General features: G+C 72.9%; 22 protein-coding genes. 8 read left to right on the top strand and 14 right to left on the bottom strand.

Annotation, left to right across the window (positions count from 1 at the left end):
• The first annotated feature begins 1 nt into the window (after position 1).
• The 4 genes from ACQPW6_RS18715 to ACQPW6_RS18700 all read left to right on the top strand — a co-directional run bounded on the left by ACQPW6_RS18715 (position 2) and on the right by ACQPW6_RS18700 (position 3,449).
• Positions 2-922, top strand: a complete 921-nt coding sequence (locus ACQPW6_RS18715; RefSeq protein ID WP_433894583.1) for an ABC-2 transporter permease — start codon at positions 2-4, stop codon at positions 920-922.
• Entirely contained in the window at positions 922-1,839 is a 918-nt protein-coding gene (locus ACQPW6_RS18710; protein WP_433890781.1) for an ABC transporter ATP-binding protein, read from the top strand. The genes ACQPW6_RS18715 and ACQPW6_RS18710 overlap by 1 nt, the downstream gene beginning before the upstream one ends.
• Positions 1,840-1,851: 12 nt before the next feature.
• Positions 1,852-2,625, top strand: a complete 774-nt coding sequence (locus tag ACQPW6_RS18705; RefSeq protein WP_433890780.1) for an ABC transporter permease subunit — start codon at positions 1,852-1,854, stop codon at positions 2,623-2,625.
• A gap of 68 nt (positions 2,626-2,693) precedes the next feature.
• A complete protein-coding gene (locus ACQPW6_RS18700; RefSeq protein ID WP_433890779.1) occupies positions 2,694-3,449 on the top strand; it encodes a rhomboid-like protein in 756 nt (251 codons plus the stop codon).
• Here ACQPW6_RS18700 and ACQPW6_RS18695 read toward each other — a convergent pair.
• The 3 genes from ACQPW6_RS18695 to pheA form a co-directional block, all read right to left on the bottom strand.
• Positions 3,379-4,206 (bottom strand): HAD family hydrolase, encoded by an 828-nt coding sequence (locus ACQPW6_RS18695; protein ID WP_433890778.1) that lies wholly within the window; start codon positions 4,204-4,206, stop codon positions 3,379-3,381. The genes ACQPW6_RS18700 and ACQPW6_RS18695 overlap by 71 nt on opposite strands.
• A complete protein-coding gene (gene serS / locus ACQPW6_RS18690; protein WP_433890777.1) occupies positions 4,203-5,504 on the bottom strand; it encodes a serine--tRNA ligase in 1,302 nt (433 codons plus the stop codon). The genes ACQPW6_RS18695 and serS overlap by 4 nt, the downstream gene beginning before the upstream one ends.
• Positions 5,505-6,061: 557 nt before the next feature.
• A complete protein-coding gene (gene pheA / locus ACQPW6_RS18685) occupies positions 6,062-6,991 on the bottom strand; it encodes a prephenate dehydratase (protein WP_433890776.1) in 930 nt (309 codons plus the stop codon).
• Between the two features lie 240 nt (positions 6,992-7,231).
• Between pheA and ACQPW6_RS18680 the strand changes: the two genes are divergently transcribed.
• Positions 7,232-7,507 (top strand): hypothetical protein, encoded by a 276-nt coding sequence (locus ACQPW6_RS18680; RefSeq protein ID WP_433890775.1) that lies wholly within the window; start codon positions 7,232-7,234, stop codon positions 7,505-7,507.
• 166 nt (positions 7,508-7,673) lie between these two features.
• On the opposite strand, the gene efeB is transcribed toward ACQPW6_RS18680, so the two are convergent.
• The 6 genes from efeB to ACQPW6_RS18650 form a co-directional block, all read right to left on the bottom strand.
• Positions 7,674-9,017 carry an iron uptake transporter deferrochelatase/peroxidase subunit gene (efeB, locus tag ACQPW6_RS18675; RefSeq protein WP_433890774.1) on the bottom strand — a complete coding sequence of 448 codons (1,344 nt, stop codon included), beginning with the start codon at positions 9,015-9,017 and terminating at the stop codon, positions 7,674-7,676.
• On the bottom strand, positions 9,014-11,245 hold the full coding sequence (locus tag ACQPW6_RS18670; protein WP_433890773.1) for a copper resistance protein CopC: 2,232 nt from the start codon (positions 11,243-11,245) through the stop codon (positions 9,014-9,016). Before ACQPW6_RS18670 ends, efeB begins: the two co-directional genes overlap by 4 nt.
• Positions 11,246-11,251: 6 nt before the next feature.
• Positions 11,252-11,728, bottom strand: coding sequence for a copper chaperone PCu(A)C (locus ACQPW6_RS18665; protein ID WP_433890772.1), 477 nt, complete (start codon positions 11,726-11,728; stop codon positions 11,252-11,254).
• On the bottom strand, positions 11,725-12,477 hold the full coding sequence (locus ACQPW6_RS18660; protein ID WP_433890771.1) for an SCO family protein: 753 nt from the start codon (positions 12,475-12,477) through the stop codon (positions 11,725-11,727). The genes ACQPW6_RS18665 and ACQPW6_RS18660 overlap by 4 nt, the downstream gene beginning before the upstream one ends.
• An 86-nt stretch (positions 12,478-12,563) precedes the next feature.
• The gene (locus tag ACQPW6_RS18655; RefSeq protein WP_433890770.1) at positions 12,564-13,373 is read right to left on the bottom strand and encodes a YcnI family copper-binding membrane protein; all 810 of its coding nucleotides are present in this window, start codon (positions 13,371-13,373) and stop codon (positions 12,564-12,566) included.
• 277 nt (positions 13,374-13,650) lie between these two features.
• Positions 13,651-14,517, bottom strand: a complete 867-nt coding sequence (locus ACQPW6_RS18650; RefSeq protein ID WP_433890769.1) for a hypothetical protein — start codon at positions 14,515-14,517, stop codon at positions 13,651-13,653.
• A gap of 215 nt (positions 14,518-14,732) precedes the next feature.
• Here ACQPW6_RS18650 and ACQPW6_RS18645 point away from each other — a divergent pair, with 215 nt between their 5' ends.
• Positions 14,733-15,176 (top strand): ATP-binding protein, encoded by a 444-nt coding sequence (locus ACQPW6_RS18645; RefSeq protein WP_433890768.1) that lies wholly within the window; start codon positions 14,733-14,735, stop codon positions 15,174-15,176.
• A 20-nt stretch (positions 15,177-15,196) separates the two neighbouring features.
• Here the strand turns inward: ACQPW6_RS18645 and ACQPW6_RS18640 are convergent, their stop codons facing one another.
• Together ACQPW6_RS18640 and ACQPW6_RS18635 are read right to left on the bottom strand one after the other, a co-directional pair.
• The gene (locus ACQPW6_RS18640) at positions 15,197-16,627 is read right to left on the bottom strand and encodes an aminopeptidase P family protein (RefSeq protein WP_433894582.1); all 1,431 of its coding nucleotides are present in this window, start codon (positions 16,625-16,627) and stop codon (positions 15,197-15,199) included.
• A gap of 270 nt (positions 16,628-16,897) precedes the next feature.
• Positions 16,898-18,355 (bottom strand): SpoIIE family protein phosphatase, encoded by a 1,458-nt coding sequence (locus ACQPW6_RS18635; protein WP_433894581.1) that lies wholly within the window; start codon positions 18,353-18,355, stop codon positions 16,898-16,900.
• 848 nt (positions 18,356-19,203) lie between these two features.
• Between ACQPW6_RS18635 and ACQPW6_RS18630 the strand changes: the two genes are divergently transcribed.
• Complete coding sequence (locus tag ACQPW6_RS18630; RefSeq protein ID WP_433890767.1) at positions 19,204-19,890, top strand: bifunctional DNA primase/polymerase; 687 nt, start codon at positions 19,204-19,206, stop codon at positions 19,888-19,890.
• A 201-nt stretch (positions 19,891-20,091) separates the two neighbouring features.
• The gene (locus ACQPW6_RS18625) at positions 20,092-20,292 is read left to right on the top strand and encodes a hypothetical protein (RefSeq protein WP_433890766.1); all 201 of its coding nucleotides are present in this window, start codon (positions 20,092-20,094) and stop codon (positions 20,290-20,292) included.
• A gap of 337 nt (positions 20,293-20,629) precedes the next feature.
• Here the strand turns inward: ACQPW6_RS18625 and ACQPW6_RS18620 are convergent, their stop codons facing one another.
• From ACQPW6_RS18620 to ACQPW6_RS18610, 3 genes are all read right to left on the bottom strand, one after another.
• On the bottom strand, positions 20,630-21,613 hold the full coding sequence (locus ACQPW6_RS18620) for a DUF5926 family protein (RefSeq protein ID WP_433890765.1): 984 nt from the start codon (positions 21,611-21,613) through the stop codon (positions 20,630-20,632).
• A 611-nt stretch (positions 21,614-22,224) separates the two neighbouring features.
• Positions 22,225-22,731 carry an ATP-binding protein gene (locus ACQPW6_RS18615; RefSeq protein ID WP_433890764.1) on the bottom strand — a complete coding sequence of 169 codons (507 nt, stop codon included), beginning with the start codon at positions 22,729-22,731 and terminating at the stop codon, positions 22,225-22,227.
• A gap of 341 nt (positions 22,732-23,072) precedes the next feature.
• The gene (locus tag ACQPW6_RS18610) at positions 23,073-23,906 is read right to left on the bottom strand and encodes a glycerophosphodiester phosphodiesterase (RefSeq protein ID WP_433890763.1); all 834 of its coding nucleotides are present in this window, start codon (positions 23,904-23,906) and stop codon (positions 23,073-23,075) included.
• Positions 23,907-24,109: the final 203 nt, after the last annotated feature.

Genomic DNA, 24,109 nt, shown 5'->3' with positions numbered 1-24,109 from the left:
CCTGGCCACCCCCGGCAGTACCCCGGGCCGCCCATCGGCCGGCTCGCCGCCCGACGTCATCCACAACATCGGGTACCGCAAGTACACCGGCCCGCGGCTCGGCCGTGCCCACTCCCGCAAGTCGCTGTTCAGCCAGAGCCTGCGCGGCGCCTACGGCCTCGGCCGCAGCGGCAAGTCCAAGGTGCTGCCGATGCTGCTGGTGGGCGCGATGTGCGTGCCCGCCCTCATCCTCGTGGCGGTTACGATCTTCACCAACCGCACCGAGCTGCCGCTGGAGTACACCCGCTATGTGGTCGTGCTCCAGGCGGTCATCACCTTGTTCGTCGCCTCGCAGGCGCCCCAGTCGGTCTCCCGCGACCTGCGCTTCAAGACCACCCCGCTGTACTTCTCGCGGCCCATCGAACGGGTCGACTACGTCGCCGCCAAGTACGCGGCGCTCGCCGTCGCGCTGTTCATGCTGACCGCGGTTCCGCTCGTCATCCTCTACGTCGGCGCTCTGCTGGGGAAGCTCAGCTTCGGCCACCAGACCGCCGGGTTTGCGAAGGGCCTGTTGTCCGCCGCACTGCTGTCCCTGCTCTTCGCCGGGATAAGCCTGGTCATCGCCGCGATCACACCGCGCCGCGGCTTCGGCGTCGCCGGCATCATCGCGCTGTTCGTCATCACCTACGGGGCCGTCTCCAGCGTCCAGGGCGTGGCGAACAACCAGGAGAAGCACGACGTCATCGGCTGGCTCGGCCTCTTCTCGCCGATCACCCTGATCGACGGCTTCCAGACCTGGTTCCTCGGCGCCACCTCCGCCTTCCCCGGCGCCGACGGACCGCCCGATGCGCTGGCCGGCCTCGTCTACCTGGTGGCGATCCTCGCGATCATCGCCGGCACCTTCGGCCTGCTGATGCGCCGCTACCGGAAGGTCGGTCTGTGATGACGACGATCACCATCGACAACGTCTCGCGCTGGTTCGGCAACGTGGTCGCCGTCAACGACATCACCATGTCGATCGGCCCCGGCGTGACCGGCCTGCTCGGCCCCAACGGCGCCGGCAAGTCCACCCTGATCAACATGATGGCCGGCTTCCTCGCCCCCTCCACCGGCGCGGTCACCCTGGACGGCGCCGTGATCTGGCGCAACGAGCAGGCGTATCGCGAGATCGGCATCGTCCCCGAGCGGGAGGCGATGTACGACTTCCTGACTGCGCGGGAGTTCGTGGTCGCCAACGCCGAACTGCACGGCCTGACCGACCCGGCGGCCGCCGCGCAGCGGGCACTGGCCACCGTGGAGATGGAGTACGCGCAGGACCGGCGGATCGAGACCTACAGCAAGGGCATGCGGCAGCGGGCCAAGATGGCCTCCGCGCTGGTGCACGACCCGTCGGTGCTGCTGCTCGACGAGCCGTTCAACGGCATGGACCCGCGGCAGCGGCTGCACCTGATGGACCTGCTGCGGCGGATGGGCGACGAGGGCAGGACCGTGCTGTTCTCCTCGCACATCCTGGAGGAGGTCGAGCAGCTCGCGCACCACATCGAGGTCGTGGTGGCCGGACGGCACGCGGCCTCCGGCGACTTCCGCAAGATCCGCCGGCTGATGACCGACCGCCCGCACCTCTACCTGGTCCGGTCCAGTGACGACCGGCAGCTGGCGTCCGCGCTCATCGCGCACGGCTCCACCGCCGCCATCGAGCTGGACGGCGCCGAGCAGGCGCTGCGCATCCAGGCGGTCGACTTCGCCGGGTTCACCGAGTTCCTGCCCCGGATAGCCCGTGACCACGGCATCCGGCTCTTCACCGTCTCGCCGTCCGACGAGTCCCTGGAGAGCGTCTTCTCCTACCTGGTCACGGCGTAAGGAGCCGACGACATGTCCACCACCGCCGCCGTGCCCCGTTCGCAGGCACCCGCCGCAGGTTTCTCCCTCTTCCATCCGACCGTCGGCCGGCTGACCTACCGGGCGCTGCTCGGCCGCCGCCGCGCCCTGCTGCTGTTCGCGCTGCCGCTGCTGCTGCTGATCATCGTCGTCGCCGTCCGGGCACTGACCGGCGCCGACGACCAGAACGCCAGCGACCTGCTGCAGGGCTTCGCGCTCAGCACGATGGTGCCGCTGGTCGGGGTCATCGCCGGCACCGGCGCCATCGCGCCCGAGATCGACGACGGGGCGATCGTCTACCTGCTGGCCAAGCCGATCAGACGCTCCACGATCATCTCCACCAAACTGCTGGTCGCGATGGGCGTCACCGTGGCGTTCTCGGCGATTCCGACCCTGCTGGCCGGCTACATCCTCAACGGCAACGGGCAGAACATAGCGGTCGCCTACGCGGTCGCCGCCGCCGTGGCCTCGCTCGCCTACGCGTCGATCTTCCTGATGCTCGGCGTGATCACCCGGCACGCGGTGGTCGCCGGACTGGTCTACGCGCTGGTGTGGGAGACCGTGGTCGGCAACGTGGTGCCCGGCGCCCGGACGCTCAGCGTCCAGCAGTGGGCGCTGGCCATCGCCCAGAAGATAGGCCACGGCGACATCATCAGCTCCGACGTGGGGCTGCCCACCGCGGTCATCCTGCTGGTCGTGGCATCGGCACTGGCCGTCTGGTACGCCGGCCGCCGGCTGCGCACCCTGAAGCTGGCCGGCGAGGAGTGACACGCCCGGCTCCCGGACGGCGGCACACAGGCGGTCGGCACACAGCCAGTCGGTGAAGACTGGGGGCGATGGCCCCCGAGACCTCGCCGACCGCCCGCCCCGAGCCCCCGGCCGGAGCCGGGCCCTGGGCCCGTGCCGCCGCCGGGAGGCTGCGGCGTGCCACCGCGCGGGACGCCGGGCGGCTGGCCGTGCGCTGGGTGCGGTCCTCGCCCGGCACCCACATCTGGCTGCTGATCCTGGCGGTCACCAGCAGCATCGTGGCCGCCGCGCCCCGGCACACCCGCTGGCACCTGCTGCACCACGTCAGCACCAACCTGGTGGAGCTGCACCAGCACCCGCTGCGGGTGCTGGTGGCCAGCGCCCTGTGGATAGAGACACCGTCGGGGCTGCTGACCTACGGGGTGCTGTTCGAGCTGGTGCACGCGCCGGCCGAGCGCTGGCTCGGCACCTGGCGCTGGCTGTTCACCGTGGCCTCCGCGCACATCGGGGCCACCCTGATCAGCCAGAAGGCGGTGTTCTTCGGGATCAGGGACGACCGGCTGTCACCGGCGCTCGCGCACACCGTGGACATCGGGGTGAGCTACGGCCTGGCCGGCGCCCTCGGGGTGCTGACCTACCGGATCCCCTGGCCGTGGCGGCTGCCGTATCTGGCCCTGGTGCTGGTCTACTTCGGCGGCCGGCTGGCCGCCGACCGGACCTTCACCAACCTGGGCCATCTCGCCTCGGTGCTGATCGGGCTGACCTGCTACGCGCTCACTCCGCAGTTCCGGCAGCCAGCCGGTCGAGTACCAGCGCGATACCGTCCTCGTCGTTCGACGCGGTGATCTCGTCGGCGACGGCCTTCAGGTCGGGGTGGGCGTTTGCCATGGCCACGCCCTGCGCGGCCCAGCCGAACATCGGGATGTCGTTGGGCATGTCGCCGAAGGCGATGGTCTGCTCGGCGGTCACCCCGAGCCGGCGAGCGGCCAGCGACAGGCCGGTGGCCTTGGACAGGCCGAGCGGCAGCAGCTCCACGATGCCCTCGCCCGCCATGGTGACGCCGACCAGGTCGCCGGCCACCCGCCGGGCGGCCTCGGCCAGCTCGTCGTCGGTGAGGTCGGGGTGCTGGAGGTAGAGCTTGTTGAGCGGTTCGCGCCACAGCTCGGAGTCGTCGGTCAGGTGGATGACCGGCAGCTTCGGGTTGTAGAGGTAGCCCGGGCCGATCAGCACCTCGCCGCTGAGCCCGTCCCGGCTGGCGGCCAGCGCGAGCGGCCCGACCTCGGCCTCGACCTTGGCCAGCGCCAGGGCGGCCAGCTGCCGGTCCAGGGTGACGGAGGTGAGCAGCCGGTGGGCGCCTGCGTCGTAGACCTGCGCGCCCTGGCCGCAGACCGCAAGACCGTCGTACCCGAGGTCGTCCAGGACGTGCCGGGTCCACGGCACCGAGCGGCCGGTGACGATGATGTGCACCGCGCCCGCGGCGGTGGCCGCCGCGAGCGCGTCCCTGGTGGTCCGCGAGACGGTGTTGTCCGAGCGCAGCAGGGTGCCGTCCAGATCGGTGGCCACCAGCCGGTACGGGAAGGGGCGCACCCGCGCGGAGGTCACTTGGCGGCGCTGCCGGCGCCCGCGGCGGCCACCGGTTCGATCAGCTCGCGCCCGCCCAGGTAGGGCCGCAGCACCTCGGGCACCCGCACCGAGCCGTCCGCCAGCTGGTGGTTCTCCAGGATCGCCACGATGGTCCTGGTCACCGCGCACAGCGTGCCGTTGAGCGTGGCCAGCGGCCGGGTGCCGGACGCGTCACGCATCCGCACCGACAGCCGGCGCGCCTGGAACTCCAGGGTGTTGGAGGTGGAGGTCAGCTCGCGGTACTTGCCCTGGGTGGGGATCCACGCCTCGCAGTCGAACTTGCGGCTGGCGGACGCGCCCAGGTCGCCGCTGGCCAGCTCGATCACCTGGAACGGCAGCTCCAGGGCGGTCAGCCACTGCTTCTCCCAGGCCAGCAGCCGCTGGTGCTCGGCCTCCGCCTCGTCCGGGGTGGTGTAGACGAACATCTCGACCTTGTCGAACTGGTGCACCCGGAAGATGCCCCTGGTGTCCTTGCCGTACGAGCCGGCCTCGCGCCGGTAGCAGGGCGAGAAGCCCGCGTAGCGCAGCGGCAGCCGGCCCGCGTCGATGATCTCGTCCATGTGGTAGGCGGCGAGCGGCACCTCGGAGGTGCCGACCAGGTACAGGTCGTCCTTGTCGAGGTGGTAGACGTCGTCCTCGACCTGGCCGAGGTAGCCGGTGCCCGCCATGGCGGCGGGCTTGACCAGGTTGGGGGTGAGCATGGGGGTGAAGCCGGCCTCGGCGGCCTGGGCGATGGCCGCGTTGACCAGGGCGAGTTCGAGCAACGCGCCGATGCCGGTCAGGTAGTAGAACCGCGAACCCGACACCTTGGCGCCGCGTTCGGTGTCGATGGCGCCGAGCAGCTCGCCCAGCTCCAGGTGGTCCCGGGGGGTGAAGCCCTCGGCGGCGAAATCGCGCGGGGTGCCGTGCTGTTCGAGGACGACGAAGTCCTCCTCGCCGCCGATCGGCGCGTCGGGATGCACCAGGTTGCCGAGCTGGAGCAGCAGCCGCTGCGCCTCCTCGGCGGCCTCGTGCTGCTCGGCGTCGGCGGCCTTGACCGCGGCGGACAGCTCGCCGGTGCGCTTGAGCAGCGCGGCCTTCTCCTCGCCCTGCGCCTTGGGGATCAGCTTGCCCAGCTGCTTCTGCTCGGAGCGCAGTTCGTCGAAGCGGGTGCCGGAGGACCGGCGCCGCTCGTCGGCGGAGAGCAGGGCGTCGACGAGTGCGACGTCCTCTCCACGGGCGCGCTGGGAGGCGCGCACACGGTCGGGGTCCTCACGGAGCAGGCGAAGGTCGATCACGGTGAACAGGCTACCGGGGGACGGGCGGCGGGCGCGACAAGTTAGGGGCTTTATGTCCAATATGAGCGCTTCGCCGAGAAAGCGAGGGAAATAGGGATAAGGGGGCTAAAAACCGCGCGTCAACCCATTTCCGGGCATCCCACCTGCGGGTCATCCGGCTTGTGGAGAACCGGAGTTGATCCTGTGCGGAACGCGGTTGCGGTCCGAAGTTATCCACAGGCGGTTCGCGGATACCCGCTGTTTGTCCACAGGGTGTGGGGAAGATCTGTGGAGGAGCGCGGAGATCATTTCCCGGGGCCCGAGTTCGGCAAAGGATTCCCCGTCCAAACCGGTTCCACACTCACTTTCGAGTGAGAAATGCTCCCTCGGGAGAGTGGGTTGGGCGGATTGGGCTGACGAGGAGTGACCTGGGCCACTCTGGCCCGCTCTGGTGTCTGTGTACCAATTTATCGACTACGTCGGATTGTTCTGTCGACATGTCCCCAGTTACCCACAGGCTGCGAGCCCTGCCTGTGGATAACTTTCCCGCATCTGTGGGTAAGTCGGGGAACCGCAGCTCAGCCGCGTCCGTCCAGCGTCCGGTTCAGCCAGTCCGCGGCCTCGGTGAACTCGTTGTCCGTCGTCCCGCGGGCCGGGGTCACCGGCTGCTCGTCGGCCCGCGGATACGAGCCGAGGAAGCGCACGTTCAGGCAGCGCCGCCGCAGCCCCATCAGCGTCTCGCCGACCCGGCGGTCGGTCAGATGGCCCTCGGCGTCCACCGAGAAGCAGTACTGCCCCAGGCCCTGCCCGGTCGGCCTCGACTCGATCCGCATCAGGTTCACCCCGCGGATGGCGAACTCCTGGAGCAGGTCGAGCAGCGCGCCGGGGTGGTCGTCGCGCAGCCAGAACACCGCGGTGGTCTTGTCCGCGCCGGTCGGCGCCGCCAGCCGGGCCGGCCGGCCCGCCAGCACGAAGCGGGTGGTGGCGTTCTGCGCGTCATGGATGTCGGTGGCCAGCGGCACCAGGCCGTACGTCGGCGCCGCGAACTCGCCGGCGAAGGCCCCGTCGAACCGGCCCTCCTGCACCAGGCGGGCGCCGTCCGCGTTCGACGCCGACGACTCCCACACCGCGTCCGGCCGGTGCTTGCCCAGCCAGTTGCGCACCTGGGCCTGCGCGGCCGGGTGGCCGGTCACCGTCTTGACGTCGGTGAGCTGCACGCCGGGCCGCACCAGCAGCGCGAACGCGATCGGCAGCAGCACCTCGCGGTAGATCATCAGGGGCCGGCCGAAGGCCAGCTCGTCCAGCGTGGCGGTGATGCCGCCCTCGACGGAGTTCTCGATCGGCACCAGCGCGCCGCCCGCCTCGCCGTCGCGCACCGCGTCCAGCGCGGCGGGGACGGAGATCATCGGGACCAGCTCGCGGGTGGCGGCCTCCGGCAGCATCCGAAGCGCCGCCTCGGTGAAGGTGCCTTCCGGACCGAGATATGTGTAACGGCTCGCTGACGACATGCGATCAGCCTAACGGCCCGCGAGAGGGGCCGTACGGGTTACGGGCGTCGGTACGATCATCGGTCCGGCGCGCCCCAGTCCGCCCCGGTCCGCCCCGGTCCGCCTCCGCCCGGCGAGAGCAGACCTCCGCCCGGCGAGGGGCGGCCACCGGCCACCGGTGGCGGGAACCGCGCGATCCCGGCCGCGTGTCGTTCCTTGTATCCGCCCCGGACCCCCCGGACGAGCCGATGTGAGGTCGAGATGAAGCAACGAGTGACGAGAATGGTGGCCGCCGCCCTGCTGGCGCTCATCGCCGTACCCACCGTGGCCGGGTGCTCGCAGGAGAAGCGCGGGACGGCGGACGCGCCGGTCTCCGGCCACCGCGGCGACGACAGCCCCGCCAACGTGACCAACTTCCCCGACCACTACGCCAACATAGCGACCAAGTGCGTCGCCGGAGCGCCCGGTTTCCGCGCGTTCGTCACCACCCGCGACGCGGCGCCGATCATCATGGCCGACGCCTCCTGCAAGGGCTGACGGCGAGCAGGGGGTCGGCCGGCGAACGAAAGCCGGCACCCCCGCGTCCCCCTGCCCGCAGCGCCGCCCGCGCTCCCGCGCCCGTAACGCCGCGGCTCCCGCGGCCCCGCCCGGGCCCGCGCCCCGACCCCCGACCCCCGCCCCCGGCGGCTCACCCCGGCAACCCTCACCCCTCAAGCAGCCGCTGCCCCACGTACTCCCCGGGCCCCGCCCCGCCCGGCACCGCGAACAGCCCGCTCGCCTCGTGCCGCAGAAAGCGCGTGAGCCCGTCCGCACCCTCCAGCTTCCGCTGCACGGGCACGAAGCCGCGCAGCGGATCGGCCTGCCAGGCCACGAACAGCAGCCCGGCGTCCGGCGACCCGTCCTGGTCGATGCCGTCGTGGTACGAGAACCCGCGGCGCAGCATCTTCGCGCCGCTGTTGGACGCGGCGGCGGCCACCCGGATGTGCGCGTCGCTCGCGATGGCCAGCGAGTTGTCGGCGTTGAACTTCTCCAGGTCGGGCGGGGTGTCGGCGCCGCCGCCCGACAGCGGTGAACCGTCGGACTTGCGGCGGCCGATCACCTTCTCCTGCCGGGCCCGCGACAGGTGGTCCCAGCTGTCGAGCAGCATCCGGATCCGGCGGACGACGGCGTACGACCCGCCCGCCATCCAGGCCGGCGACCGCTCACCGGCGCCGCCCGCGGACACGAAGATCCGCGCGTCGAAGTCCGGATCGGTCTGCTGGGGGTTGTTGGTGCCGTCGATCTGGCCCATCAGATTGCGCACGACCACCGGCTTGGCGGCGGCTCCCGGCGTCCGGTTGAAGCCGTTCATCTGCCAGCGCACGGCGGCGGCCGAGCCCGCGGCCTTCTGGATCACCCGCAGCGCGTGGAACGCGACGAGCGCGTCGTCGGCGCCGATCTGCACCCACAGGTCGCCGTCGCTGCGCTTGGCGTCGAGGTGGTCGCCGGGGAAGTCGGGCAGCGGCGCGAGGGCGGCGGGCAGTCGCGCGTCCAGGCCGGTGCGGCCGAAGAAGCTGCGGCCGAAACCGAAGGTGACGGTGAGCGAGGACGGCCCGGCGTCGTACGCCACCTGGTCGTCGTACGCCGCCGGGGTGGTCGGCCGGCCCGCCCTCGTCATCTCCCGGACCGCCTCCGACCAGCGGCGCAGCAGCGCGGCGGCGGCCGTGCGGCCGGACCCGGCGGCCAGGTCGAACGCGGCCAGGTGGCCGCACGCCTGGGCCGGCTGGAGGATGCCGGCCTGCCGGACGCCCTCGAACGGGACGGCCGCCGCGCCGACCGAGGTCAGCGCGACCGGATCGTGGCGGGTCCCGGCGGCGACGGCCGCATCGGCCCCGCCGCCGACCACGAGACCGGCCGCTCCGGCGGCCCCGGCCGTCCCGAGCAGCCGCCGCCGGCTGAAACCGCCGCCACCGCCCGTACTCGTACGGTCGTCGGCCCCGTCCCGGCCGCCGGTCCCGACGGCCGCCCCGTCCTGCCTGCTCACCTGCTTGTTCACCTGTCCGCTCACTGCGTCACCTGCACGTTCTTCGTCACCGTGACCTCGTCGATGTCCGACGTGCGGACCGTGATCGAGACCTGCCAGGTGCCCGCCAGCGGCAGCTGGACGCCCGCCGCGGTCCAGTGGCCCGGCACCAGGCGGTGCAGCGGGACCTGGATCGGGCCGATGTGCTGGGCGTTCAGGGTGAACGCCAGCTTCGCCTCGGGGGCGTTCACCGCGGCCCCGTTGGGGGCGGTCAGGATGAGGTGGGTCTCGTTGCCGCCGACCCGGCCGGGCGCGACGGTCACCTCCGCGGTGCCCTTGCCGCCGGTTCCGCCGGTGTCGTACGGGACTTCGAGGATGATCTGCTGCGCGCCGCCGGGGGACGCGGGCGCGGACGGCGCCGCCGGGGCGTCCTTGAGCGCCTTCTGCTCCTCCGCCGCCCGGCCCGGCTGGCTGCCGGTCAGCAGGGTGGTGACGGACAGCAGTACGGCCGCGACCACGACCTCGGCCAGGACCGAGCGGCGCAGCGCGCGCCGTGCGGGATCGGCGTCCCGGGTCCTGCGGGCCCGCGCGGTGTCGCGCGCGGCCTGCTGGCGGCGCAGTTGGGCGGCCCGCCCGGGGTCACCGGACGCGGACGGCGCGGAGCCCGTCGCCGCGTCGGACCCGGCCGCGTCGCCGGAGCCCGCAGCAGCCCCGGAACCTCCCGAGCCGCCGGAGCCGCCGGAACCCGCCGCCGAGCCCTTCCCCCGTACGGCCGTACCCCCGGGAGCCGAAGCCCCCGCCTGCTCCTCCGCCTCCCCGCTTGCCGTCCCGCCGCCGGAGCCCGAAGCAGACGCCGAGGCCGAGGCCGACGCCCCGACCGCCTGCCGTACCGTCGCCGACCTGGCACCGGGCACCGCCTGCGCCGCACCGGCCTCGCCCAGCGCCCCCGTCCACTTCCGGGAGAACCACGCCACCCCCACCAGCGAGGCGACCAGAGCGATCTTGATGATCAGCAGCCGCCCGTAAGAGGTGTCCACCCACCCGTCCCACGAGAAGCCGATCTGCCGCCACGCCTGGTACGTGCCCGTGCAGATCAGCGTGGTGACGGCGGTCAGCGCCATCGTGGAGAAGCGGCGTACGGCGGCGCTTTCGACCGTACCGGCCGTGGAGGGCGCGCTCAGCGCGGTGACCAGGGTGATCAGCCCGCCCAGCCAGACCGCCATCGACAGCAGGTGGACGATGTCCACCGGCATCGCCAGCTGGTGCTGGATGCCGACCGAGGCGTGCTCGGCCATCGCCCAGGTCGCGGCGATGCCGACGGCCACCACCCCGCCGCCGATGCCCAGGCCCCAGGCGAGGTCGGCGCGTTCGGCGGGGTCCTCCCGTTTGGCGTAGCTGCCGAACAGCACCGCGAGGAAGACGGCCGCGGCGGCGAGCAGCAGCAGCCGGGAGATGAGCGCGGCGCCCGGTCTGGTCTCCAGCTGCGCGCGGATCACGTCGAGGTCGAAGACCGCACCGAGCCCCTTGTTGTCCGCATAGGGGCCGCGCAGCATGATCAGCGCGATGGTGGACACCACCAGGGTGGCCCAGCCGCCCGCCGCGAGCTGCCGCATCGGGCGCAGCAGCGCGCCGCGCGGCCAGCACACCGTCAGGAAGACGGCGCTGCCGATCAGCAGCGCGAAACCGGCGTAGGCGAGGTAGCGGCCGATCCCGTACAGGGTGCTCGCCGTGCCGTTGCCGGCCGAGGCCGCCCCTGACAGGTCCACGCTGGTCTTGGAGGCCGCGCCGATCGAGAAGGTGAACGCGCCCGCGACCGGGTGGCTGTCCTGCGAGATCGCCCGCCAGGCCACGGTGTACGTGCCGTCGCCGAGGCCACCCTTGAGCGGCACGGTGGACGTGGAGCCGGCGTCCTTGCCGGCGGCGTGCTGCGGCGCGGCGGCGGCGATGTCCTTGCCGCGCGGGTCGAGCACCCGCAGCGAGTCCGCGGACAGCAGCACGCCTTCGGAGAAGGTCAGCACCACGCGCTGCGGGGCCGTCTGCACGACGGAGCCGTCGGCGGGGTCGGTACGGATCAGCGCCGCGTGCGCGGAGGCGGGCGCCGCGACGCCGAGCAGCAGCGCGAGCAGCGCGCCGAGCAGTGCGGCGAGGCCGGCCAGCCGGCGCGGCGAAAGCCACCGCAGGGCCCGCCCCCGCGACGGCCCCCTGCTCGCCCGGGGCGCGCCCCGCCCGGAGCCCTCTCGGACCTGAACTGCCTCGTGCCACCGTGGTCTCATCGGTCGTCAGCCCTTCGGGCTATACGTCGTCGGCCGCACGGGCACGGTGACCGTGATCGTGGCGGGCACGGCGTGGGCGAAATGGAGCCGCAGGGTGACCCGTTCGCCAACCTTCGGCTTGTGGGTCAGGGTCTCCAGCATCATGTGGTCGCCGCCCGTGCCGAGGGCGAGCTTCCCGCCCGCCGGTACGGTCAGCGCCGTCACCTGGCGCATGGTGGTGCCGGTCGTGTCGTGCAGGGTGGTGTGCGCGGCCAGTGCGGTGCTCACCGAGGTGAGCTGGGCGTCGGTGCCGCCGGTGTTGGTCACCGTGACGTACGCCGCCGCCTCGTCGGTCAGCAGCGGCTGGGGTATGTACCCGCCGCTCACCGTCAGCTTCGCCGGGCCGTGCCCGCCGGAGTGGCCGGTCAGGCCGGTGGCCGCGCCGGTCGCGGCGGCCACCGCGACGACCCCGCCCAGCGCGCCGAGCAGCGCCCGGCGCCTCACGGGGCCTCACTCCTGATGATCTTGGGCAGGTCCTTGGCGTACTGCTGCGCGGTGGTGCCCGCCATATAGAGGACGTGCCCCTTGTCGTCCTTCGGCCAGAACGCCAGCACCTCGGCGCCGTGCGTGACGGTCACGCTGCCGTCGTCCTCCTTCTTCGGCTTGTCCAGGCCGACGCCGACCGACCGGGCCGCCGCCTGGATCACCGGGAACTTGCCGGCGCCGGTCAGGCCGATGAAGCTCTTGTCCATCGCGCCCAGCCACTCGTTGAGCCTGGCCGGGGTGTCCCGCTCGGGGTCGGAGCTGACCATGACGATCCGCAGCTCGGCCTGGTCGGCCTTGGACAGCTCCGACTTGGCCAGCGCGATGTCGCTCATCGTGGTCGGGCAGACGTCCGGGCAGTGGGTGTAGCCGAAGAAGAGCAGCGTCGGGTGCCCGGCGGTCTCCTTGACCAGGTCGTACGGCTTGCCGTGGTTGTCGGTGAGGACGAGCGAGGGCTTGGTGAACGGGGTGTCGAGGGTGGTGCCCGCGCCCGGCGCGGAGCCGCCCGCGATGTTCGCGGCGGCGTTGCCGGAGTCGGCCTTGAGGCCGGAGCCGCCGGAGCCGCCGGAGCTGCCGCAGCCGGTGAGCAGCAGGGCGCCGGCGGCGAGCGCGGCGGTGCTGGCCAGGGCGGCGCGGGTGTGACGGGTCTGACGGGCGCGGCTGCTGCCGCTCCTGCCGGGGGTGCTGCTGGTGACGCTGGTGGTACGCATGCTGGTGGTCCCCAAGGTGCGTTGGCGGGTGGGCCGGGCGGCGGCGGTCCCGGTGGGTGTTCGCCGCCGCCCGGCTGATGGCCTGGTCAGGCGGACGGGCCCGATCCGTCGCCGGTGCTGCTGGTGGTGCCGCCGGTGCTGCCGGTGTCGGCGACGGTACGGCGGCGGCCGGCGAGGACCCCGAAGCCGACGCCGAGCGCGCCGACGACGATGCCCACGATGCCGAGCGTCCGGGCGGTGGTGTCACTGCTGTCGGACGACGAGGCGGCGACCGGCTGGGTGCCGCCCGGTGCCGCGCCCTTCGCGTCGGCCGCCGGCGAGGGGGAACCGGTCGCGGGGGCGGAGCCGGAGTCGCTCGCGGCGGCGGTCAGCGTCAGGGTCGGCGCCGGGTTGGCCGGCTCGGCGGCGCCGGGCTGCGGGATCTCGATCCAGCGGACGATCTGCCCGTTGTCGTACGTCTGCAGCGCCTTGAACGACAGCGAGTCCGCGTCGTCGGGCAGCGGTCCGAACGAGACCGGGAACTGCTGGAACTCGCCGGGCGCGATCTTCCCGCCGCTCCAGGTGATCTTGGTGACCGCCTTGTCCACCGTGCCGTCGTCGGTCTTCAGCGGGGTGGCCAGCTTCGACGTGGTGACCTTCGCGGTCCAGCCGGGCACCGGCTCGATGGAGACCGACGCGACCGGGTGGTCGGTCGGCAGGTTGACCTCGAGCTTGACGGTGTTCGCGCTGTCCTGCTCGTTCGGCACCTTGAACGCGACCGTGCTGTAGCTGCCCTTGGCGGCCGTGTTCGGCGTCACGGTGACGTGCGCGAAGGCGGGCACGGCGGCCAGCAGGACGGCGGAGCCGGCGAGCGCGGCGACGGTCGCGGCACGGCCGCGCATACGTGAACTGCTCATGGCAGGTTCTCTCCACGGTGAGGTGATGCTGACGGTGGCGTGGCACCCGCTCGGCGCAACAGCCGGCGGGCGGGCCGCGGCCCCGGCTGGTTCCGGGGGAGCGGCATCGCGGGCCCGCGCGCCGTCAACGGTCCACCTCCGCGCGCTCACCCGTTCGAAGACGGGCGTTGACCCGTACGAAGACGGGCACAGACCCGTACGAGACCGGGCACTCACCCGTACGAAGACGAGCGTGAGCAACACGTGACAGAGGTACAGAGGAACCGGAGAAGCCGCGTCAGGCCGTGGCGAAGCCCACCGGGGGACCGCGCCTGGCCACCGAGTGCCGCAGCCAGACCGTACGGTGCCGGCCCGCCGCCGGGTCCGCGCCCGCCCTGATCCGCAGCCAGCCGCCGGGAACACCGGCCGCCAGCGCCGAAACCAGCGCATATGCGCGGCGCAGCGCCGCGGGCGCCAGCACCGACAGCGAGGGCAGTTCGGACGCGCCGCGCACCGAGAGCCTGACCAGCCGCCACAGTGCCGACTCGCCGCGCCGCAGCAGCCAGCCCGCCACCACGGCGGCGAGCAGGTGGCCGAGCAGCATCGGCAGCGAGCAGAACGGCATCACCATGACGGCGTGCGCACCGGCCCCCGAGCCGCCGCCCGGCATCGACATGCCGGCCATGCCGGAGCCGCCCACATGCGTGACACCGAGCTTGGAGGGGTCGAGCCCCGCTTCCAGCACCACCTGCCGGGCGGTCGCCGGGGTGAGCCGCGGTCCGTCGGCGGCGCACACCAGCCGGGTGGCGACGGCCATCAGGCCACCGCCCGAGCCCGCGCCGGACGTTCCGGAGGCGCCGCCCGCGGCAGAGGCGGCCGCCACGCTCGCGCACACCTGGCCCACGTTGAACACCGAGTGCAGCGCGATCTGTCCCACCGCGAGCAGGCCCGCGATGCCGGGCATCGACCGTTCCCGCCCGGCCAGCGGGGCCGCCACCGCGAACACCACGACCCATCCGACGGCCAGCGACCAGCCGGGAACGCCGCGCCCGGAGGCGAGCGTGTGCCCGGCCGCGGCCAGCACGACGCAGACCGCGGTGAACACCGCGGCCCGCAGGAGTCGCATACCGGCGCCGGCGCGCACGGCGGTGGCGGGAGAAGCCATGACGGCGGACATCCTCTCACCGCGCGTGCCGGCCGGATACGGAGGGGTGAGGACACGCACCGGCTCGTGGGAGCGTCCGGGCATCCGTCCTCTACACCCGTACGCCGGGCGTTGGCATCCGCCGAATGAGCGGTATCACGTCAACAAGACGCTTACGGAGTGCTCTTCGCGGCAATACGTAACCGTATGTCGAGCCGCAGCCAGGAGGCTGGAGCATGAGCATCTGGTGGTCACTCCATTTGCGGCGCGAGGCTGCGAGCGTTCCGCTCGCCCGGAGGCTCCTGATGGGGACGATGGAGACGGCCGGGGTCGATCCCGACATCTCCTTCGACCTCTCGGTGGCCCTGTCCGAGGCGTGCGCGAACGCCGTGGAACACGCCGGAACAACCACGGGCTACTGCGTCACCGCGCAGATCGACGGCGACCGCTGCCGGATCGAGGTGGCCGATTCAGGACCCGGCCTGCCCCGGGACCGCTTCCGCCACCCGCCGCGCCCGCTCTCACACCGCGGCCAGTACGCCGAACACGGCCGCGGCCTGTTCCTGATCGAGGCCCTCGTCGACCATGTGCACTTCGACGACCGGCCGGGGCACGGCACGGTCGTCTCCTTCGACAAGGTGCTGAAGTGGCGGGACGGGGCGCTGGCGAAGGCGTCCTGACCCGCGCTCACCCGAACGGGCTATCCGCGCAGACGCGCCATCCACGCCTCGACCTCGTCGGAGCGCCGCGGCAGCCCGTCCGACAGGTTGCGGCAGCCGTCGTCCGTCACCAGGATGTCGTCCTCGATCCGGACGCCGATGCCGCGGTATTCCGCCGGCACTGACAGATCGTCGGCCTGGAAGTACAGGCCGGGCTCCACCGTGAGCACCATGCCGGGCTCCAGGGTGCAGTCCACGTACGCGTCCACCCGCGCCTGCGCGCAGTCGTGCACGTCGATGCCGAGCATGTGGCCGGTGCCGTGCAGCGTCCAGCGGCGTTGCAGCGCGAGTTCGAGCACCCGCTCGACCGGGCCCTCGACCAGGCCCCACTCGACCAGCTTCTCGGCCAGCACCCGCTGCGCGGCCTCGTGGAAGTCGCGGTAGGCCGCGCCGGGCTTCACCGCGTCGATGCCGGCCTGCTGCGCCTCGTAGACCGCGTCGTAGATCTTGCGCTGGAGTGGCGAGAAACGGCCGTTGACCGGGAGGGTGCGGGTGACGTCGGCGGTGTAAAGGGTGTGGGTCTCCACGCCCGCGTCGAGCAGCAGCAGTTCGCCGGAGCGCACCGGGCCGTCGTTGCGCACCCAGTGCAGGGTGGTGGCGTGCGGCCCTGCCGCGCAGATCGAGCCGTAGCCGACATCGTTGCCCTCCACCCGGGCGCGCAGGAAGAACGTGCCCTCGATGTAGCGCTCGGAGGTGGCCTCGGCCCGGTCGAGCACCTTCACGACGTCCTCGAAGCCGCGGGCGGTGGACTCGCACGCCTTGGCCAGCTCGCCGATCTCGAACTCGTCCTTGACCAGCCGCAGCTCGGACAGGAAGATCTTCAGCTCCGCGTCCCGCTCGGCGGTCACCTTGTCGGTGAGCGCCGCCTCGATCCCGGCGTCGTGGCCGCGCACCACCCGGACCGGGCCGGTGGCCTCGCGCAGCTCGGCGGCGACGGTCCGCACGTCCTTGCACGGCATGCCGAGCAGCTGCTCGGCCTCGGTCAGGCTGTGCCGGCGGCCGACCCACAGCTCGCCCTGGCCGTCGAGCCAGAACTCGCCGTTCTCCCGGTTCGAGCGCGGCAGCAGGTAGGCGGTCGCCGCGTGTCCCGCGCCCTCCCCGCCCTCCTCCGTGGCCAGCGGCTCCAGGACCAGGACGGCGTCCTGCGTCTGGTCACCGGTCAGGTGGACGTACTCGGTGGCGGCCCTGAAGGGGTACTCGGTGTCGTTGGACCGGGTGCGCAGATTGCCCGCGGGGATCACCAGACGCTCGCCGGGGAAGCGGGCTGACAGCGCGGCCCGCCGGCCGGCGGCGAAGGCGGCCTGCGCAACGGGGCTCAGCCCGCGCAGCTCGGTGTCGGCCCAGTCGGACTTCATCACGGTGGCGAGGGCGTCGGACACGGCCGGGTACAGGCTGTTCTTGCGCTGCTTGATCGGCTTGTCGCCGCTGCCGCCCTGCCCGCCCTGCTCCGGTCCGCCCTGCTCCTGCCCGCTCTTCGTGACCTGCTCCCCCTGCTGGTCTGCGGCCTCCGCCACGTCCTGCCTCCTCCTACTAGACCTCCGTCCATCGTATGTGCGGGTGAAGGGTGCCCGGTCGGGGGTGACCTGGCCGGAAGCGTCCCGGTAGCGGGGGCGGCGGGTCCGGTCCGCGGGGCCGTGCGGAGGCCGGCCGAACGGTTCCGGCCAAGTCGCGGCGGGCGGCGGTCAGTCGAAGCTGACGGCCAGCAGGACGACGTCCTCGGCGTCGTCCGTCCCCTGCCGGCCGGCGGGCAGCAAGGTGTCCAGAACGTGATCGGCCAGCCGCTCGGGATCGGCCCGCACCTGCCGTGACGCGCTCTGGGCGGCGCTGTGCAGCCGGGCCATCGCCCGGTCGGCGGTCTCGCCGGTACGGTGCAGCAGCCCGTCGGTGTACAGCAGCAGCGTCTCGCCGGGGCGGGCGTGCAGCTCCACGCTGGGCGCCTCCCAGCAGCTCAGCATGTTCAGCGGCGCGGACAGCGAGGTCTCCACGAACTCGCAGCGCCGGTCGCCGACCACCAGCGGCGGGCAGTGCCCGGCCCCGGCCAGCGTCAGCAGCCGGCTCTCCTGCCGGGCGCCGGGCAGCGCGGGCCCCGCGGCGTACGCGAACAGCGCCGTCGCCGACCGGGCCGGCTCGGTCAGCCGCATCAGCAGCTCCAGGTCGGACAGCACCGCGACCGGGTCCTCGCCCTCCATCACGGCGTACGCCCGCAGGCTGGCGCGCAGCCGTCCCATGGTGGCGACCGCGCCCGGCCCGCCGCCGGTCACCCCGCCGACGGCCAGGCCGACCGCGCCCTCGGGCAGCGGCAGCGCGTCGTACCAGTCGCCGCCGCCGCGCGGCCCGGTCAGGTGCCGGACGGCCATCCGTACGCCGGGCACCCGCGGCAGCCGGGCGGGCAGCAGCTCGGCGGCCAGCGCCTCGGTGGTGGCGCGGGCCCGGCTGAGGTCCAGGCAGCGGGCCAGGTGCTCGGCGGCGAACCGCAGGTAGAGGCCGACCAGCCGGCGCTGCCTGGCGGGGGGTTCCGCGGGCTCGTCGTAGAACCAGACGGCGGTGCCGAGGTGGCCGGTGCCGCGGGTGGCGAGCCGCAGGGCGTAGCAGGCGCCCAGGCCCAGCTGGGCGGCGACCTCGCGGGGGCGCGGGCCGAGGCCGGGGGTGTGCAGCAGGTCGGGGTGGACGGTTTCGGCCGGGGGGCCGGGGTCGGCGGCGTTCTGGTCGGCGTCGGTGGGGGTGGTGGCGGGGGAGCTGACGGTGGGCGCGCCGGTGGTGGGCGTGTCAGTGGTGGCGGGGCCGCCGGGCTCGGTTGCGGGGGCCGGGCCGCCCGCTCCCTCTGCGGCCGGTTGTTCGTACGCCGCCGGGCAGGCCGTGAGCTGCGGCACCGTCTCCAGCGTGCCGAGTTCGGCGTGGCCGAGACCGAGCCCGACCGTACTGGCCGGCCCGAGACCGTCCGACGGTGCCAGCGCGATCAGCCCGCGGCGGGCGCCGACCAGGGTGGCGCCGGCCCGCAGCACCTCGCGGATCGAGTCGTCCAGCGTCCCGGTGCGGGCCAGCCGCTCGGTGAGCTCGTGCAGCAGCGACAGGTCGCAGACCCAGGAAGCGAGCCGGTCCTGTACGGCGAGTGACTGCTCGGGTGAGCCGCGCTCGGGCATCGTCACCGAGCGTTCCGAACCGGGCGGTGGCGCGGCCGGCCCGCCGGGTGCACTGTGAGCGTTGGCGCTTTCCGAACTGATATGTGAATCGAGGTCTGTTTTCGAATTGAGTTCCGTGGCGGAAGAGGCCGCCGTGACAGGGGTGGTCTGACCCGTTGTGCCGGTCCGCGCGGAAAGCGGCGGCGTGGCGGCAGTGTGCGCCGTGGAAGCGGCAGTCGGCTCGCTTCCGGCCACTTTTCCCACGTGCGCCGGGCTCATGCCGGGGAACTTCCGGCCACCGGCCTACAGGCGTGGGGACCAGCACTTTTCGTCCGCAATGCGCGGAGCATCTGCATGAATAGCATCGCAAACCCCCATGTCGTGGCGCGCCGCTATCAGGAACCCACTTCTACACGCACGATCACGGGCATGTCCAGGATTGTCCTGGTAGAAGGAAAGGTGTCGGGCCGCTTGCGGTCGCGGCGGCCGACACGTACGTTGGCTGAAAACAGCTACCCCCGTTCCATGCGCACGATCGACTGATCCCAGCCAACAGCGCGTCATATTGCGGGTGATGGGTAGGAACCCGAAGTCCGGCTCAAGCGTCGTAGTACGTAAACAGTTGACGGCCGACCCAACCCCGAGTGGCGAGGGGTGCTGCGCCCGGCGGGAACCACCTCGGTGGCTCACGACCAGGGGAGCGTGAGCGACACAAGCGCCATGCGCGCGCCATCCCAAACCATGTTCCACGCTCGGCAGGCGGCGAAATGCTGCCTCGAATCGCGACATCTCATGTGTGCGGTGTGCTCGAAAAGTAACGCTGTGTAATGAGCAGATCCCTGGGCGTTAACGGAAAGGAACGAGCGCTGATGCGCGAGATCCTCGGAAGGCGACGCAAGCACTCACTGCGACGAAAGGGACGGTCCGCATTGCTGAACGCGGCACTCACCTACGCCGAGCAGTGGCAATGGCGCGTGGTGCCCGGCGTCGGGTACGACAAGCGCGGCATCTGGCGGACGGCCGAAGCTGTGCCCTGCGCCTGCCCGCGCCCCAACTGCCCGGTGCCCGGGGCCCATCCGCTGGACCCGGGCCTGCTCGGCGCCACCCGCGACCCGCGGATGGTCCGCTGGTGGTGGACCCGTACGCCGGACGCGCCGATCGTCCTTGCCACCGGCGACCGGGTGTCGGCGGCGAGCCTGCCCGCGGAGGCCGGCGCACGGGCGCTGGCGGCCATGGAACGGCTCGGCGTGCGGCTCGGCCCGGTGCTGGCCACCCCGACCCGGCTGGTGATCCTGGTCGAGCCCTACTCGCTCGCCGAGCTCGGCGAACTGCTCGACAGCCAGGACTGGGTGCCGACTTCGCTGCGCTACCACGGTGACGGCGGCTACGTGGCGCTGCCGCCGTACAGCAGCAACGCGGCCCAACTGCGCTGGGTACGGCCGCCGGTGGTCGACCCGGGCGCCAGCACGCCCTGGCTGCCGCGGATCGGCAACCTGGTGGACGCTTTGGTGCGGGCGGGCCGTACGGCGCCGGACGGCGACCGGTTGAGGTACTGAGCGACTGATCCACCGCTTTGCCTGAGTGAGCCCGGCCGCGCACGCGATGTGCGCGGCCGGGCTCACTCGTTCGGGTAACGGGGTCGGGCAGATGTGCGCTGAACGGCCCTCGGGCGGCCGGGAGATCGTCGCGGCCAGCTATGTTCGGCCGTGACCGCCACCCGGGGCCGGCCGGACCGCACAGCACCGAAGGGGTCGCCGGTGAAGTCGCCGTCGCAGCAGCACCAGCACCAGCCACCACAACCGTCGCAGGACAACGGGAGCCGGTTGCGGCTGGTCGCCGCCGCGAGCGTCGCCGCGCTGGCGGTCGTCCTGCCGCTGGCGGCCGCGGCCAACGACGGGCCGCGGTCGAGCGGCGCGGAGCACGGGGCGCCGCAGGTGCCGCGGGCCGGGGACCGCTGAGCGCTTTCCGCCGGGGACGGGCGCTGGAGCGGTGGGACGCGGGCGATGAACCCGTGACATGGAAAGGCCCGGCCGCTGGCGACGGGGGATGCACCAGCGACCGGACTGTTTAAACGGTAACAAGACTTGGCCCGATCGCCAATTCACCGAACGGGCGCGGTCGGTCGATTCTGCGCCAAACAGCGGGAGTTGTGACGGGAATCACTGACCAACCGCTCAGTCTGGACCTTTCCCCTGGTCCACTGCTGGTCCGCCGTTCGCGCGGCCCGTTCGGCGGGCGGGGCAATTGGCCCAGGCCAATTCAAGCCAGTGCCCCGTCTCGCTTTGCGATCGGTGTTCAGCTCAGCGTGATCTGCCGGTTGGTGAAACCGCTGCGTGCGCGCCGTTCCTCCGCGTTCAGCGGCTCGGTACGGCCGAAAGTTTCGGCCAGTCGCTCGGCAAAGGCGGCGGCGGGCTTTTCGACGTCGTCCGCGCCCATTCCCACCGGCAGGTCCCACACCGGGACCAGCAGGCCGTGCGCGCGGAACGAGCCGACCAGCCGGGTCCCGTCGCCGAGCGAGGAGGTGCCGGCCGCGTGCAGCCGGGACAGCGCGTCGAGCAGCGCGTCCTCGTCGTGCGGCATGACCCAGCGCAGGTGGTTCTTCTCCGGGGTCTCGCACCAGTACGCGGCGTCCACGCCGGTGAGCCGGACGGTCGGGATCGCGGCCTCGTTGGCGCGTTCCAGCGAGGCGGCCACCTCGCCGGTCGCCGCGTCGGCGTCCTCCAGCCAGAACTCGAAGCCGGTGTGCACCTCGGGGACGAAGGGGGCGTCCGGGTCCAGCAGGTCCTGGAGGCGCGGGCCGTCCGGCGCCGGCCGGCGGCCCTCGACGGGGTTGCCGGGCTCGGCGGTGAGCGCGCGGTGCAGGGTGTCGGCGAGGTCGCGGCTGATGTCGCCGGAGGCCGCGTCGTTCTGCAGGCCGAGCAGGACGGCGCCGGTGTCGCGGCGCAGGCCCGGCCAGGCCATCGGCAGCACGGTGCCGAGCGTGACGGACGGCACGCCGTCGGGCAGCGGGTCCTTCAGCGTCAGCGGGACGGTCGCGGCGGGGACGAGTTCGCGCAGCGCCACCCAGTCGCACTCGCCGGGCAGGCCCTCGAACGGCCGCCGGACCAGCTCGGTGACCGCGTGCGCCGCTTCCCGCCCGTGGCACGCCTTGTAGCGCCGCCCCGAGCCGCAGGGGCACGGCTCCCGCGCGCCGACCACCGGCACGTCAGCGCTCGCGCTGGCGTTGCCGGCGGACTGACCCGCCCCCGTCCTGATGGCGTTCGCCCGCTTCTTGCCCATGGCCAGATCTCTCCCGTCGCGGCATCTTCCCGACCCGCGAGCCTATCGCCCCCCGGCCCTCCGGCCCGACCACCCAAGCCCCCGCGCCGCGGGCGTCCGTCCCGTGCCTTGGGTGCGGGTGCGCTGTGGCTGGTGGCGCAGTTCCCCGCGCCCCTGGTGCCGTGGGGGTTCCGGCCGTGCCCTGGGTGCCGGTCCGCTGTGGCTGGTGGCGCAGTTCCCCGCGCCCCTGTCGCCGTTGGGGCTCCGGCCGTGCCCTGGGTGCCGGTCCGCTGTGGCTGGTGGCGCAGTTCCCCGCGCCCCTGGCGCCGTTGGGGCTCCGGCCGTGCCCTGGGTGCCGGTCCGCTCTGGCTGGTCGCGCAGTTCCCCGCGCCCCTTTGGGCGCGTCGCTTGCCGGGCACGGGTGAGGGGCCCCGTTAGGGGCTTGGGGCTGTGTTTGATCTGCGGCTTGCGCCGCGTGGGCGCGAGCGGGGGCCCCGATAGGGGCGCGGGGAACTGCGCGACGAGCCACGGCGGGCCGGGACGGGGCCGTGCACGGTCGAGGTTGCGGTGGTGGGCGGGGCCGCCGGGGCGGGGCGGGGCGGGGCGCGGCGGGGTAAGCGGGACCGGGAGCGTCAGGCTCCCGCGTAGGGGTCGCCCGCCAGGAGGGGAGCGTCGGCCTCGTCGCGCCGCGCATGCCGCCCCCGCACAGGCAGAAGCGCCCACACCGTCACCTCACCGGGAGCGTCGTCCCGCACCCCCCACCGCAGCGCCAAGCTCCCCACAATGCCGAGCCCCCGCCCCCCGTGCGCCGTGAGCGAGGGGCTGGCCGGCCGCGGCCGGGTCGGGCCGCCGCCGTCGGTGACCTCCACCGCGAGCAGCCCGTCCGGGTCCACCCGCCAGGTCGCCCGTATCCCGCACCCCCCACCCGCCGCCGACTCCTCCAGCGGCCGGGCATGCCGGTAGGAGTTGCTCAGCAACTCGGAGAGCACGAGCACGGCGTCGTCGATCACCGGATCCGGCACCGCCTGCGTGTCCAGATCGCAGCGCAGCTTCCTGCGCGCGGCCGCGACGCACTTGGGACCATGTGGCAGGGCCATGGTTGAGGACGTCGGCACCTCCTGCGCCACCATCAACGACACCCCCGAGACCTCCTTCACCCCAACGCCACGAGATGGATGCCCTCTGTGATGCGGCCGGAAACAGGCCAACCAGATCTATTGACGCACTCTGTACGTCCTGACGTGATAAACGCGGGAAGGGTGTGCGTTTCGACGGATCGGGCGCCGTCCGCGAGCGCCGGAGTGCACGTCTGCCGGGCCTGCCGGGTCGGCGGAGTCGCCGGGGGCGCGCAGAGGCCCCTGGAACTCCTGTGACGCCTGGGGCGGCAAACGTTCACTGAGGTCAGCGGGGCAACCGCCCGCACCGACCGCCGTCGGCCGCCCCGGCCGCACCGGGTCCCCGGCCCCCACCCCACCCGGCCTCAGCGCCCGAGCTGCGCAAGCACCTGCCCCGGCCGGTTGGTGATCAGCGCGTCCACCCCGAGTCGTACGCACAGCTCGACGTCGCCCGGTTCGTCCACCGTCCAGACGTGCACCTGGTGTCCGGCCCGGTGCAATCGCGCCACGTACCCCGGGTTCGCCCGGACGATCCGCATGCTCGGCCCGGCGATCCGCACCCCGGCCGGCAGCCGCCCGTCCCGGTGCCGCGGCGACACGTACTGCATCAGGTACACCGTCGGGAGCGCGGGCGCGGCCAGCCGGATCCTGCGCAGTGAGCGCGACGAGAAACTCATCACCCGCACGGGTGACGGCTCGTCCCGCCCCGGCGCGTCGAGTCCGAAGCGGTGCAGCAGGTCGAGCAGCCGCTCCTCGACCTGCCCGGCCCACCGCGTCGGGTGCTTGGTCTCGATCGCCAGCTCCACCCGTCGGTCGGTGTCGGCGACCAGTTCGAGCAGCCGCCGCAACGTGAGCACCCTGCTGCGCTCCGCCAGGTCGTATCGCTCGGGCGCCTCGGGGTCGGTGTGCTGGCCCTTCCAGGAGCCGAAGTCCAGCGCGGCGAGGTCGGCCAGTTCGAGCGAGGAGACGGCGCCGCGGCCGTTGGACGTACGGTTCACCCGCCAGTCGTGCACGCACACCAGCTCGCCGTCCGCCGTGAGCCGGACATCGCACTCCAGGGCGTCGGCGCCGTCTTCGATGGCTTTCCGGTACGCGGCGAGCGTATGTTCTGGTACGTCCTCGGAAGCGCCCCGATGGGCGACGATCTGGACGGGTCGCCCGTCCGGGTCGGCCTCCGGGACCGCGTGCGCATGTGTCACCGGCCCATGGTGCCACCGCCCGGGGCACGCGCGGACGCGTGCACAGCCGCGCGGCCCCGCGCGCGCCCGGTTGCGGGCGACGCGAGCGCGAGCGGTCATGTACATGAATTGCGGCAGCGCGGTCATGGACATTGCACAGCTACCGCTTACGGCGGTCCGACACGCCGTGGGAAATGCTGTGTTCAAGCCCGACCCCTGTAGTG

Source organism: Streptomyces sp. CA-111067, from assembly GCF_050956065.1.
GTDB lineage: Bacteria > Actinomycetota > Actinomycetes > Streptomycetales > Streptomycetaceae > Actinacidiphila.
Note: the sequence above shows the minus strand (reverse complement) of the source record. Positions and strands in the feature narration are given on the sequence as shown.